General features: G+C 56.2%; 11 protein-coding genes. 8 read left to right on the top strand and 3 right to left on the bottom strand.

Annotation, left to right across the window (positions count from 1 at the left end):
• Positions 1 to 1,137: 1,137 nt before the first annotated feature.
• The gene (locus tag ACMHXE_RS18470) at positions 1,138 to 2,697 is read right to left on the bottom strand and encodes an oligopeptide:H+ symporter (protein ID WP_101056623.1); all 1,560 of its coding nucleotides are present in this window, start codon (positions 2,695 to 2,697) and stop codon (positions 1,138 to 1,140) included.
• Positions 2,698 to 2,934: 237 nt separating this feature from the next.
• Between ACMHXE_RS18470 and ACMHXE_RS18465 the strand changes: the two genes are divergently transcribed.
• The 3 genes from ACMHXE_RS18465 (at position 2,935) to tsgA (ending at position 6,151) form a co-directional block, all read left to right on the top strand.
• On the top strand, positions 2,935 to 4,107 hold the full coding sequence (locus tag ACMHXE_RS18465; RefSeq protein ID WP_413733035.1) for a winged helix-turn-helix domain-containing protein: 1,173 nt from the start codon (positions 2,935 to 2,937) through the stop codon (positions 4,105 to 4,107).
• A gap of 158 nt (positions 4,108 to 4,265) precedes the next feature.
• Positions 4,266 to 4,964, top strand: a complete 699-nt coding sequence (gene deoD, locus ACMHXE_RS18460) for a purine-nucleoside phosphorylase (RefSeq protein WP_101056621.1) — start codon at positions 4,266 to 4,268, stop codon at positions 4,962 to 4,964.
• 14 nt (positions 4,965 to 4,978) lie between these two features.
• A complete protein-coding gene (tsgA, locus tag ACMHXE_RS18455) occupies positions 4,979 to 6,151 on the top strand; it encodes an MFS transporter TsgA (protein ID WP_224868098.1) in 1,173 nt (390 codons plus the stop codon).
• Between the two features lie 30 nt (positions 6,152 to 6,181).
• On the opposite strand, the gene ACMHXE_RS18450 is transcribed toward tsgA, so the two are convergent.
• Complete coding sequence (locus tag ACMHXE_RS18450) at positions 6,182 to 6,865, bottom strand: Crp/Fnr family transcriptional regulator (RefSeq protein WP_145839186.1); 684 nt, start codon at positions 6,863 to 6,865, stop codon at positions 6,182 to 6,184.
• Between the two features lie 156 nt (positions 6,866 to 7,021).
• Here ACMHXE_RS18450 and ACMHXE_RS18445 point away from each other — a divergent pair, with 156 nt between their 5' ends.
• The 5 genes from ACMHXE_RS18445 (at position 7,022) to mnmD (ending at position 11,652) form a co-directional block, all read left to right on the top strand.
• Positions 7,022 to 7,426, top strand: a complete 405-nt coding sequence (locus ACMHXE_RS18445; protein WP_025890074.1) for a hypothetical protein — start codon at positions 7,022 to 7,024, stop codon at positions 7,424 to 7,426.
• Between the two features lie 62 nt (positions 7,427 to 7,488).
• Positions 7,489 to 9,576 carry a protein-disulfide reductase DsbD family protein gene (locus ACMHXE_RS18440; RefSeq protein ID WP_413733020.1) on the top strand — a complete coding sequence of 696 codons (2,088 nt, stop codon included), beginning with the start codon at positions 7,489 to 7,491 and terminating at the stop codon, positions 9,574 to 9,576.
• Positions 9,573 to 10,100: a protein disulfide oxidoreductase gene (locus ACMHXE_RS18435; protein ID WP_028779529.1), complete on the top strand. Its 528-nt coding sequence runs from the start codon at positions 9,573 to 9,575 to the stop codon at positions 10,098 to 10,100. Before ACMHXE_RS18440 ends, ACMHXE_RS18435 begins: the two co-directional genes overlap by 4 nt.
• An 11-nt stretch (positions 10,101 to 10,111) precedes the next feature.
• On the top strand, positions 10,112 to 10,849 hold the full coding sequence (locus ACMHXE_RS18430; protein ID WP_413733018.1) for a DsbA family protein: 738 nt from the start codon (positions 10,112 to 10,114) through the stop codon (positions 10,847 to 10,849).
• A 92-nt stretch (positions 10,850 to 10,941) separates the two neighbouring features.
• Positions 10,942 to 11,652, top strand: a complete 711-nt coding sequence (mnmD, locus tag ACMHXE_RS18425) for a tRNA (5-methylaminomethyl-2-thiouridine)(34)-methyltransferase MnmD (protein WP_101056614.1) — start codon at positions 10,942 to 10,944, stop codon at positions 11,650 to 11,652.
• Here the strand turns inward: mnmD and rarD are convergent.
• Entirely contained in the window at positions 11,638 to 12,531 is an 894-nt protein-coding gene (gene rarD / locus ACMHXE_RS18420; RefSeq protein ID WP_071237380.1) for an EamA family transporter RarD, read from the bottom strand. The two genes, mnmD and rarD, sit on opposite strands and share 15 nt — an antisense overlap.
• Positions 12,532 to 12,803: the final 272 nt, after the last annotated feature.

Below are 12,803 nucleotides of genomic sequence, written 5' to 3'. Positions count from 1 at the left end.
CCCACTGGCTTATGAAGCAAATTGGCTACACTCAGGACTCGCCAAATGCATCCATGCATAACGGCCAGCTCGCCTTCCTTGGCTCGCGCTCATAAACTTGTTGCCTAGCAACATTCGCCCTGCTCGACCTTCGAGCCTCGACATCCCTGTCTCGGCTACGCCAATTTGCAACAACGCCCGCGGCGGCTCCGAAGGGGTAGCGGTGCAATTCTGTAATGATAGCGTTGCTTGAAATTGCAGATAGACCCACAGGCATACGCCTAATTCCAGGCACAGGCGGAACTGTGACCTTCCGAGCCAGGGATGGCGAGGCAGAGCTTACAAGGATGTACTCGAATAACTTCCCTGTTTAACGGCCAGCTCGTCATCCATGACTCGCGCTCGAAAGCACGTTGCTGCGCAACTCTCGCCGTGTCACAGGATCGCCTGTGCGAGAGCGCACCGCAGGTGATGGGCTGCAACTTAGTTGGCAGCTAAGACCAAGTTCATTGGTGAGTTTTGGCTTAAAGCCATGATAGCCGCTGTGCCAGCGGCCTAAAGTCGTGGAGCAAATGCATCCATGCATAACGGCCAGCTCGCCATCCCTGGCTCTCGCTCGTAAGCATGTCGCTACGCGACACTCGCCGTCCCACACCCGACCAAGCGGGGATCAACAGCAATCCCCTCTTGGATCTCCCCTGCCGCCCCGCACGGTGTCGAAAGCCCCTCGGCCTAATGGCGCAAATCACTACCGCTTCAGACGCTCATCCCTGATTCGACTGTCGCTGCTTCGGCATCCAGATCCTTCCATGGATAAAGGCCAGCTCGCCTTCCTTGGCTCGCGCTCATAAGCACACTCGCCACCGGCGAGCATTCGCCCTCAGCCACGTTATTTGCGCCAACGGCTTTCGGCGACACCGAGGGGGAAGTCGGTGCAATTCTTCCTCCAACGGTGTCGTATTTAGCTGCAGATGTACGCCTATTTCCCAGGCACAGGATTGTCTGTGTAAAAAGTTGTTCTTGGCGGCGCCGCTATCGGGGGAGGGAATAACTTGGTTTCCGCCGGTTTTTTCATCAGCAATGAAAAAGACCCAACTCACGTTGGGTCTTTGGGGGGGAATCAACGAGGTTTTGCCGCTCAGGTTGGCGGCAAACGCCTTAAGCCTGTTGAGGTTCCACTGCCCGATAATGATCTTGCATGGTGTAAGAGCGGGCGTAGAGCGCAAACACCAAGGCGGCCAGCAGGGCGAAGCCGGCGAAGAAGAACATCTGGAAGGCGGTGACACTCAGGCCGGTTTCGGCAATCTGATTGGTCACGGCATCGCTCTTGACGCTGGCGTTGGCCAATAGCACCCAGAGGTTGCCCACAGTGACCGACAGTGTCCAGAAGCTCATGATGCTGCCTTTCATCGACTTGGGTGCCTGGCTGTAGGCAAACTCCAATCCGGTGGCAGAAACCAGTACTTCACCGAAAGTCAGCAGCGCATAAGGTAGCACTTGCCAGGTGATGGACATGGGGGTGCCGCCATCCATCATCAGCTGAATGCTGCCTATTACTATCCAAGACAGGCCGGAGAAGGCGATACCGGCGCCCATTTTACGCAGGGCATTGAGACGCACGCCGTTGCGCTCCAGCATGGGGTAGAGCACAAAGTTATTGAAGGGGATCAGCAGCATAACCAGCAGAGGGTTAAGCGCTTGCATCATGGCCGGCTCAAACCAATCCGGCTTGACCATGTCGTTGGCCTGTAAAATCCAGGTGGAAGCCTTTTGATCGAACAGTGACCAGAAGGGAGTGACCAAGGCAAACAGGATTAAGATGCGGAATACGGCGCGCACACCGTCCACCGCCTCTAGTGGATGTTGATTGCGGGCCCGTTCCAGCTGCATGGAGGCGCCTATGCCGACAAAGCCCATCAAGAGCACCATTGCCAGACACAAGGCGGTCACCACTCCCAGGCTGTCGTATTGGGTGAGAGAAAACAGCGCCAGCAGTATGCCTATGGCACTCAGCAGCAAACCTGTATTGGCCTTGCCGGGCACAGGAGTGAAGATGGCGCTCTTGAGCACCGGCAGGAAGCCGTGTGGATCTTTGGGCTCGGGTTGCTGGTGGACATAACGTTTACGGCCACCCCAGAAGAATACCGTGGCGATAAACATCAGTACCCCAGGTATACCGAAGGCCACTGAAGGGCCGAAGAATTTCAGCAGCAGCGGCATCGACAGCGAGGCGAAGAAGGAGCCGAAGTTGATGGTGAAATAGAACATGTCGAAGGCTTTTTGCGCCAACGATTTATTGCTCTGATCGAACTGATCGCCCATGAAAGAGGACACCAGCGGCTTGATGCCGCCCGAGCCCAGGGCTATCAGGAACAGGCCCGAGTAGAAGCCGGTTTTGCTGGTTTCGAAAATCGCCAGGAAGGCATGGCCAATCACATAGACTATGCTGAGCCATAAAATGGTGTGGTATTTGCCGAAGAAACGGTCGGCCAACCAGCCCCCCAAGAGAGGGAAGAAGTACACCCCGATCACAAAGGAGTGGAACACATCTTTGGCTTCACCCTGACGCAGTTCTTCCGGCACCGACAGCAGCAAAGCCGTCATTAGGAAGGGGGTCAGAATGTTGCGCATACCGTAAAAACTGAAACGCTCGCAGGCTTCACTGGCAATGATAAAAGGGATCTGTCGCGGCCAACGCGCAGAGGAAGGTGAGCTCATAATTTACCTTGGTTATTGTCGATTCTAATAAAGGTTGCAGCTATATGCGCATAATCCGGCTTTCCATTCAACTCTGGTGCCTGGCAAAAGCGTATTTTTTGTGAGCTTGAGTACAAATTTGCATCGAAAGTCATGAAAAGGGCAAACTGATTACTCGCATTGGCAGCGGCATTGAGCTGTCATCATAGCGCCACGCTAAACCAAGGCTATCGGGAGCCAGGCACCATGGATACACCCTTGTATGGACCATTGACCATCGATGAATGGCTCAGGCTTAACCTGCAGCGCCAGGGCTTGTTGCAACAGGCGAACTCGGCGGCGGCCGTGATCCGTCAGCTGGGCTATGTGCAGATAGATTCCATCAATGTGGTCGAGCGGGCCCATCACCATGTGCTGCACAATCGGTTGCCCGGTTATCACCCCGAGCAGCTGCAACAGGCTATGGCCGGTAAAGAGGTGTTCGAGTACTGGGCTCACGCCGCGGCCTACCTGCCCATGAGTGACTACAGGTACAGCCTGCAGCGCAAACAGCAACTGCGCCAGGGGGATAAACACTGGTTTGAACCGGACGAGCCCCTGATGCGGGAAGTGCTTGCCAGAGTGCGCGCCGAGGGGCCGCTCAAGGCGAGTGATTTTGAACACCCAAGTGATCAGCGTGGCAGTTGGTGGGACTGGAAACCGGCCAAGAAGGCGCTGGAACAGCTATTTATGCGCGGCGAGTTAATGGTGCTGCGGCGGGAGCAGTTTCAAAAGGTTTATGATTTGGCCGAGCGAGTACTCCCGCCGGGCATAGATACCCGGGTGCCCGACGATGAGGAGTTTGGCCGGTATCTGGTGAACCGCTTTCTCAATGCCAACGGTTTTGGCTCAGAGGTCCAGTTTGCCTATCTGCGTAAAGGCATGCGGCCGGTTATCAAGCGGGTGTTGGCCCAGGGGCTGGAGGCCGGTGAACTGCAGCAATTTAAGGTCGATGGTCAGCAGTATTTCTGCCCGGCAGAACTGAGTGCGGCGCCCATGATCCCGGAGCGGGTCTGGCTGCTCAATCCCTTCGATAACCTGGTTATTCAACGTAACCGCTTAAAGCAATGGTTTGGCTTTGACTATCAACTGGAAGTGTACCTGCCGCAGGAAAAGCGAGTTTACGGCTATTTCAGCCTGGCCATCCTCTGGTGCCAGCAGTTTATCGGCCGGGTCTATGTCAAGGCCGACCGGCCGCGCCAATGCCTGCTGTTGCAAAACCTGGTGTTGGAGCCCGAGTATGCCAATCGGCCTTTGGATGATCGATTGCTGGCCGAACTTACCAGGGCCATTGCCGACTATGCCCGTTTCAATGCTTGTGAGCGTTGGAAGTTGGTGCGCAGTAATCACAAGGAGCTAAAGCAGCGCTGGCGCCGTTTGCAAAGTTTATAGTGCCGGCTCGGCTCTGTGCCTGCCTTAAAATAGCCGTTTAGTTGGCTGAGAGGAGTGTGGCATTTTGGTAAACAAATCCCCGCAAGCGGACTTTTGTCCTCAAGGCTTTTTTGGCTTCGCCGGTAGACTCGGACCAGTTTTTATCCGAGGAACAGCTTATGACAGCACATATCAACGCCGCCAAAGGCGATTTTGCCAAGACAGTTATCATGCCCGGCGATCCTTTGCGGGCCAAATACATTGCCGAGCACTTTCTCGATGATGCCCGAGAGGTGACTTCGGTGCGCAATATGCTGGGTTATACCGGCAGTTGGCAGGGTAAACCGGTTTCCGTAATGGGCCACGGCATGGGGATCCCCTCCATGGTGCTTTATGGTCATGAGCTGATCAACGACTTCGGGGTTGAGCGTATCATTCGGGTGGGCAGCCTGGGGGCGACCCAGCGTCAGGTGCAGATGCGTGATGTGATCCTGGCTCAGGCGGCGGGGACAGATTCAGTCACCAACGCCAAGCGCAGCGCAGGTTATCATATGCCGACTTCGGCCTGCTTCCCGCTGCTGCTCAAGGCCTGGGAACAAGCCAAGGCCCAGGGGCTGAATGTCAGAGTGGGCAATGTGTTCAGCGGCGATCTCTACTATGACCCGGATGAAGATCTGATCCCGGCGCTGGAGCGCTTCGGCATTCTGGGGATAGATATGGAAGTGGCCGGTCTCTATGGCCTGGCGCAGCAGTTCGGCATCGAGGCCTTGGCGATTCTGACGGTATCGGATCACTGCCTCACAGGTGAAGAAACCAGTGCCGAAGAGCGCCAGCTGTCATTTAACCAGATGATCTCGCTGGCGCTGGCCGTGGCCTAGATGGATGATAAAAAATGAATAATAAAATCACACTGACGGCCATCAGTTTTCTGGCCAACTTTATCATGGCGGGTTTCGCCTCTCAGTTTGGTATGTTGATAGAGCCGATAGCCACCCGCTTCGGGGCCGATGTCAACGATGTGGCTTCAATCTTCTCACTGCTGAACGGCGGCGCCCTGGCGGGTACTGTTGTGGCCTTTTTGTTGATTGAAAAGGTCGGTATCAAGCCGATGACACTGCTGAGCTATGCCGTTATCTTCCTGTCGGCGCTGGCGCTGCATTTGGGTTCCTCATTGACAGTGGTCATGGTGGCCATGACGCTGGTGGGTTTGTGCGGCGGCATCGGCTTGTGTATCGCCGGTACTCTGGTGGTGTCCCTGTGGCAGGAGCGAATCCAGTCCACCATGCTGGTGGTGCAGGATGCCACCTTTAACGTGGCCGGGGTGGTGTTTCCGCTGATCACCACTTATGCGCTGACACACTCACTGGCCTGGAGTTACAGCTATCTGGCAGTAGGCCTGGTGGCCTTGCTGACCCTGGCACTGGCGGCCTTCACCTCATTTAGCCGGGTGCAGGGCCAGGGTGAACAGGCGCAGTCCGCTCAGCGCTCCGAGTGGAACTTCGGTATTATCAGCGGCGGTCTGGGGCTGTTTCTGGGCATGTTGGCGCTCTATACCTTCCTCACCTGGGCGCCTATGTTTGTGAAGCAGAAGTTTGAGATCCCGTTTGAAGAGGCGGGCAATATCATCACCCAGTACTGGTCGGCGGCGTTGGTGGGCGCCTTGATCTCAACCCTGATAGTGACCCGGATGCAGATCCGCCACTTCCTGTTGATGATCATCTCGTTGGCACTGCTGCTCACCAGCTGGATTGTCAGCTGTGGCGATCTGGAAACCCTGGGGTATCTGACCTATGGCTACGGCTTTGTCTGCGCCGCGCTGTATAACGCCTTTATCGCCTATGGGGTTTCCTTTGTGAAACAAGCCAGTAGCCGCAATGTGTCCTTCATTCTGATCAGCGGCAGTGCCGGTGCCATGTTCAGCCCGGCGATTAGCTCAATGGCGGAAAAGATAGTGGGCTTGCAGACCGTCATGTATGCCATTCCTGTGCTCTACGGGGTGATCTTGCTGATGCTGCTGGTGTCCAACTTTGGCTTTAAGCGTCAGGCCGAGGTGGCTGCGGCCTGAGCCTGAATCTCTTTTCAGCGAATAGGGGAGCTAAAGCTCCCCTTGCTCGACAAAAGCCTGCAGCGCCTTGAGATCCATTATCTCCAGCTTGCCCTTGTTGCGCCGAACCAATCCGGCATCTTCCAGCGATTGTATCGCCCGGCGATAAACTCTGGCGGTGGTGCCGAAACGCTCAGCCTCCAGATAGCCCTTATTGAACCCAGATACCGGCAGGTCATCCAGCTGCTGGTGATAGAGGTCGTAGGCAATGTTGTAGCTGATGGGGTAGAGCATTCGCCGGGTGAAGATGTCCACAGTGTCCTGATAATCTATGGCGATGGCACTGGCGAAAAACAGCGCTAGCCTGGGGTGCTCACCCAAGGCTTGTTGCAGCTTGTCGGCGGGAATAATGCCACAGGTCAGGGTGGTTTGTGCCAGAATGTCCAACTGGCAGGGGTTTTGGGTGAAAAACTCCATTTCACCGAATAGCTGCGAGTCACATTTCAGGGTGCCGAGTTGAAAGTTGCGGCCGTTGCGGGCGCTGTAGCTCATGGCGATTTTGCCACTGGGCACCAGTACCAGTTGATTCAGCTTCTGCCCCTGCTGCATTAAGGCCTCTCCCGGCGCAAAGCGGCGCTGCTCGCTGACGCAACTGAGCAATACCCGCTCCACCAGAGGGTAGTCTGATTGCCATTCCTGGGAGTATCTGCCTTGGGTAAGAGGTTTAAGCTGCATCTTGGGGTCGCAAACTGTGGCTTGGTGGGGGAATTATCCTGCCAATGGCGCAGATGGCAAGCAAGGATTGGTTGCAGCCGCGGTTTCATGATTGACCTTTGTCGTCAATCATGGAACCCTATCGGCATTCTTGGGCCATACAGAGCAAAGTGCAGCATGGGGTTTTCACTCGGTGTTAACCGCTTCTCCCTCAAAGACAGGGCGCTGGTGTCATTGATCATCAGTCTGCTGGTGATCCTGCTCTGTTTTGGTCAGCAGCTTTCGCTGTTTGGTTCCTGCCCGCTCAAGGCCCAGCATCAGCTGACGCAACTTGGTGTTGATACTGCGCCGACTCACGCCAATGATGCGGGCAAGGCGCAGCTCAATGAAGAGCCCTGTCATCTGTCTTCCCATATGCTGAACCTGCAACCTGTGGTACTGCAACTGGGGCTCACGGCGCTGTTGCTGTTTCTGCTGTTGCTCAACTGGCTTGGCAGTACCCGACCTTTCAGTGTTTATCTCTCCCACCCCATAGTCTCCAAACGAAGGCGACACTCAGTGTTGTGCGTGTATCTGGAATGAAAACATCCTGAACTCTTGCCGGTTAACACCGGGTTCTGATGTTTTGTTTTGGAGCTAATTTCATGTATTTAAAAAGAATATGGCATGCCTTCGCGGTATGTCTGATGCTGCTCAGCCAAGTAGTCTTGGCAGAGCCGCTGAGCAGTGGCTGGCTCAAGCACCCGGATCATCCTCCGGTTAAGGTGCAACTGACGCTGGCCGATGTCGATGCCGACCAAGTCGGTGAGCTCAACGCCCTGCTGGATGTGGCCCTGAGCGGCGACTGGAAAACCTACTGGCGCGCGCCGGGGGAAGGCGGGATCCCGCCGACCCTGGACTGGTCCGCCTCGGAGAACATTGCCGCGGTCGACTGGCACTGGCCCTTGCCGCAGCGCTATGTGTTGCAGGGCATAGAAACCCTGGGTTACAAGGGCGATACCTTGTTTCCACTGACTATTCGCCTCAAGGATCCCGGGCAGCCGTTTCGGCTCAAGGGCACCCTGACCCTGTCTTCCTGCACCAATGTCTGTGTGTTGACCGATTACCCTGTGGAGCTGAGCGGTCAGGCCGCCGGGCTTAAGGCCGATGACGGCTTTTTGCACCAGTGGGGCGAGGCGATGGCCAGGGTGCCACAGGGCAATGGCGGCGCGGTATTGCAGTCGATTGTCTGGGATGAAAAGCAGCAGTTGCTGCAACTGGCCATAGAGGCCGCAAGCCCCTGGCAACAGGCAGATCTGTTTCTGTTCGGCGAGGATGAGACAGTCAGCGAGCTGATCTTCTCCCGGCCGCAGATCCAGACAGATGGCAAACGGCTGACCGCCACTTTCGGGGTCAAACACTGGCTGGGGACGCCGGATCTGGAGGGCAAGCCGCTGCTGATTCACCTGGCCGACACACACCTTTCGGCCGAACTGAGCGGCGCCATCGCCACAGGTCATGTTGCCAAGCCGCAGCCGAGCCTGCCGTTGTGGAGCCTGTTTCTGATGGCGCTGGCCGGTGGCCTTATTCTCAACATCATGCCTTGCGTATTGCCTGTGCTGGGCATGAAGGTGCACGGGGTCATGATGAGCAGCCAGGGCAGTCGCAGTCAGGTTCGCGGCCATTTTATGGCTTCGGCACTGGGTATTTTGCTGTCCTTCTGGTTGATTGCCGCCGGTCTTAGCTTGCTGAAGTTGTCCGGTCAGTCGCTGGGCTGGGGGATACAGTTCCAGCAGCCCTGGTTTATCGGTTTTATGGTGTTGCTGACCTGGGGCTTCGGCCTCAACCTGCTGGGGGTGTTTGAAATCAATCTGCCTTCCAAGTGGCAAACCCGCCTGGCCGGTGCCGGTGATGATTCGCGCCTCGGCCACCTGTTGCAGGGGATGCTGGCCACGCTGCTGGCTACGCCATGTACCGCGCCGTTTCTCGGTACTGCGGTGGCCTTCGCCCTCGGCGCCGACTATCCCATGCTGTTTGCCCTTTTCAGCGCCATGGGGCTGGGAATGGCCTTGCCCTGGCTGATGTTGGCGTTGTGGCCGGCGTTGGCGCAGCGTTTACCCAAGCCCGGGCGCTGGATGAGTTGGGTCAAGCCTGTGTTCGCGCTGATGATGCTGGCAACCTGTCTCTGGCTGCTGAGTCTGCTGCAAAGCTTCTTCTCCGTTGCGGCTATCTTGGGGCTGGGCGCCTTGATGTTGTTGCTGACACTGGGACTGCTGGGCAAGCGTTACGGCACTCAGGTAATGGTGTATGCCATTGGCGGCAGTTTTCTGTTTGCCAGCCTGGCGCTGGGGGTTGGTTATCTGACCCGGGATGCCTGGGTCAGCCCTTTGCCTTCGGATCACCATTGGCAACCGCTGAATTTGGTGCAGCTCAAACAGGCAGTCGCTGAGGGCAAGACAGTGTTTGTCGATGTCACGGCCGACTGGTGCATTACCTGTCAGGCCAACAAGGTGGGGGTGCTGCTGCAAAACCCTGTCTATGATGCCCTTGGCGATGACAGAGTGCTGCTGATGCGTGGTGACTGGACCAAACCCAGCGAGGAAATTACCGCCTACCTCAAGGCCAATGGCCGCTTTGGAGTGCCTTTTAATCAGGTCTATGGCCCGGGAACCCCCGCCGGTAACCCATTACCGGTAATTCTCAGCAGCGATGGAGTATTGGCGGCCTTGGCCGAAGCGGAGAGCAGACAATGACCCAGGAAAATAAACCGGCCCACAAGGGGCTTCAATGGCTCAAGACCCTGCTCGGTTATGGGTTATTCATTCTGGTGGTGAGTGTTGCCCTCGATGCCTTTCGCAGCCGTGAGATGCCGGAAACCCTGCCGCTGCAAACGGTTCAGAGCCTGGCCGGCAGTCAGCTGGATATTGCTGCCATGAGTATGGAGCGCCCGGTCATTCTGTACTACTGGGCCAGCTGGTGTGGCGTCTGTCCCTTGGTGTCCGGCACTGTAGATGGTTTCAGTGACAGTGAGCAGGTGGTGACCGTGGCGCTGCAGTCGGGCAATAACACCCAGGTCAAGCAGTACCTGCAAAACAAGGGCTACGGCTTTGAAGTGGTCAATGACCCCAGCGGCGCCTTGGCGCGCTCCCTTGGAGTGTCGGCGACACCGACGCTCTTGTTTATCTATCAGGGCGAAATCCGCAGCAGCACCACAGGAGTCACAAGTTGGCCGGGGATCTGGCTGCGACTCTGGCTGACAAAAATGAATTTAATTTGAGGAATAACAAGATGAAGTATTGGATAGTATTGAGTGCCTGGCTGCTGGCGGCCAGCGGTAGTTTACAGGCGGCAGAGCAGAAGTTGAGCCAACAAGAGGAGCAGCAACTGGGGCAGATCCGCAGCATTTTGGTCAAGCATCCGGAGATCATTCCCGGCGTGCTCGGCAGTATAGAGTCTTATGTGGAGCAGCGACAGTTGCAGCAGCAAGCGCTGGCCAAGCACAAGGACTGGCTGTTCAACAACCCGCAGATGCCGACTATGGGCAGCAGCAAGCCCGAGTTGCAGCTGGTGGTGTTTACCGACTACAACTGCCCTTACTGCAAGCGGATGGAGCTGGAATTTGCCAAGCTTTTAAAGGAGTTTCCAAACTTGCAGGTGGTCAATGTGTTTGTGCCATTGAGGCAGATAAAGGCCCAGGGCACAGAGCTTTCTTCCGGCGCCTTTGCCCTCGAGGTTTGGCGGCAGGATCGCAAGGATTTCCCCCGGGTACATGAACTCTTGATGGCCAAAAATGGCATGCATACAGGGAATTCACTGCAGCAGGTCGCCAAGGCCACGGGCACAGAACAATACCTCAAGCCCAGCGGCCGCGCCGACGAGTTGATGCATACCAATGTGAGAGTCTTCTCTGAATTGGGCTTTGGCGGCACGCCGACTCTGCTCATAGGTGATGAGGTGATCCCTGGTTATATCGACTATGCCACCCTCAAGGCCGTGGTGCAGCAGGTGCTTGAGCGCCAAGGGTAATTGGCTTGCGGCAGTTATCGCCTTTCTGGGATAATTGCCTGTCGCCGGGGCGAGCGCCCCGGCTTTCCCCGCACAGATGATTAAGAGTCGAGATGAAACACGTAAGCCTGCAGTTGACCGAAGACGGGTCACATACTCTATTTAATGCCGAGCTCAATGAGACCTATCACTCCCACAAGGGGGCGTTGGCAGAATCCCGTTATGTGTTTATCCACGCCGGGCTCGAGCAGGTGTTGCAGGACTTTGACCATCTGGCGATTCTGGAAGTGGGCTTCGGCACCGGGCTCAATGCCCTCATGACCCTGGGGAAGGCGCTGGAGCTGGCAAAGGCGCGTCAGCAGAGTGGCTTGGCGCCGCTGCCGATGCGCTATGTCACCATAGAGCCTTATCCCTTGTCCGCCGAGCTGATTGAAGGACTGAACTACAAGGGCATGCTGCCCGACTGGTATGCGCCGCTGTTCGATGCCTTGCACGCCGCCCCCTGGGATCAGGATGTGGAAATCATGCCGGGTTTTGTGCTGCGTAAGGTCAAGGGCAAACTGGAGCAGCTCGAGTGGCAGGGCGAACCCTTTAACTTGGTGTATTACGATGCCTTCGCCCCCAGCAAGCAGCCGGATGTGTGGGCGCTGGATAACTTCAAAAAGTGTTATGGGTTGCTGGAGCAGGGCGGCTTGTTGGTGTCTTACTGCGCCAATGGCCAGTTCAAGCGAGATCTCAAGGCCGCCGGTTTTCAGGTCAAAGCTTACCCCGGCGCCCTTGGCAAGCGCGAGATGACCCGCGCCTGGAAGTTAGACCCGCTTTAAGCTGCGACGTAGGCCGGGCAAGGCCTCCAGCGAGCACAGCAGCAGCCCGGCCCAGATGAGGGAGAAACTCACCAGTTTCACCTCATCAAACACCTCTCCAAAGATGACCACCGCCAGCAAAAATTGCAGGCTGGGCTCAATGTATTGCAGCAAACCCACCATGGACAGACTCGTGTATCTCAGCGCCAGGCTGAATAGGATCAGCGGCGCTAGCGTCACGGGCGCCGAACCGATATAGAGCATAATGCCTTCGCTGCCGCCAGCCAGTGCGGCGCTTTGCTCTGTGGCCAGCAGATAACAGAGGTAGCCCAAAGCAAAGGGCGTCAGCAGCAGTGCCTCCAGTGTGACCGAAGTGAAGGAGTCAAAGCGGATAAACTTTTTCAGCAGCCCGTAGAGGGCAAAAAAGCTGCCCATCACCAGCGACAACCATGGCAGGCTGCCATATTGATATACCTGCCAGCCAATACCGGCAATGGCCAGCACCACGGCGGCCAGTTGCGCCTTGCTCAGCTTGTCGCCGAGGAACAGTACCCCCAGAGCGATGGCAAACAGAGGATTGATAAAGAATCCCAGGCTGGCCGCCAGTACCTGACCATGGGTCAGGGCCCAGGTGAAGCTGACCCAGGAGATACACATGATAAGCCCGGCGGCAAAGCACAGCAGCAAGGAGCGTTTATCACGCCACAGCGCGCCAAAGGCAGGTAACGGCCGTCTCAGCAGGACAAAGGCCAGCAGCATAAAGGGCACAGACCAGATGACCCTGAAGGCCAGCAACTCGAAGATGGCCGCATCCGGCAGCAATTGATAGTAGAGGGGTAATATTCCCCAAAGCACGAAAGAGAAGGCCGCCAGAGCGTTTCCCTTGAGAGAGCTGGACATGATTTTCACCGAAACAACACAATACTCGGATATGGCGGCTATTCTGGCATGGCCCTTATAAAAGGGAAGTGAATTAACTCACTGTTTAAAAAATCTTTTCATTCTTTAAACTCAACTGGCTGCGTGAGCATTAATTCTTGGACTTTTAAACTCCATTTTCCCCTTTTTTGATTGGCCTCAGAGCTCTCAAAATGATCTTGGTTATTTGGCGAGGGGGCGGCGTTCCTGATGGCGAACAGCTTGAGTGAGTCGGGGAAAGTGGGCAGCCAATT

It is taken from the genome of Shewanella sp. BJSY2023SW007 (assembly GCF_047314525.1).
In the GTDB taxonomy this organism is placed as follows: Bacteria; Pseudomonadota; Gammaproteobacteria; order Enterobacterales; family Shewanellaceae; genus Shewanella; species Shewanella chilikensis.
This window is presented reverse-complemented; position numbering and strand designations above follow the sequence as displayed.

Excerpts from the sequence above, each read along its gene's own strand:
- ACMHXE_RS18445 (WP_025890074.1), top strand. The coding sequence starts at position 7,022 with ATGGGGTTTTCACTCGGTGTTAACCGCTTCTCCCTCAAAGACAGGGCG.
- ACMHXE_RS18470 (WP_101056623.1), bottom strand. The coding sequence starts at position 2,697 with ATGAGCTCACCTTCCTCTGCGCGTTGGCCGCGACAGATCCCTTTTATC.
- ACMHXE_RS18435 (WP_028779529.1), top strand. The coding sequence starts at position 9,573 with ATGACCCAGGAAAATAAACCGGCCCACAAGGGGCTTCAATGGCTCAAG.
- mnmD (WP_101056614.1), top strand. The coding sequence starts at position 10,942 with ATGAAACACGTAAGCCTGCAGTTGACCGAAGACGGGTCACATACTCTA.
- rarD (WP_071237380.1), bottom strand. The coding sequence starts at position 12,531 with ATGTCCAGCTCTCTCAAGGGAAACGCTCTGGCGGCCTTCTCTTTCGTG.
- ACMHXE_RS18450 (WP_145839186.1), bottom strand. The coding sequence starts at position 6,865 with ATGCAGCTTAAACCTCTTACCCAAGGCAGATACTCCCAGGAATGGCAA.
- ACMHXE_RS18430 (WP_413733018.1), top strand. The coding sequence starts at position 10,112 with ATGAAGTATTGGATAGTATTGAGTGCCTGGCTGCTGGCGGCCAGCGGT.
- ACMHXE_RS18440 (WP_413733020.1), top strand. The coding sequence starts at position 7,489 with ATGTATTTAAAAAGAATATGGCATGCCTTCGCGGTATGTCTGATGCTG.
- tsgA (WP_224868098.1), top strand. The coding sequence starts at position 4,979 with ATGAATAATAAAATCACACTGACGGCCATCAGTTTTCTGGCCAACTTT.
- deoD (WP_101056621.1), top strand. The coding sequence starts at position 4,266 with ATGACAGCACATATCAACGCCGCCAAAGGCGATTTTGCCAAGACAGTT.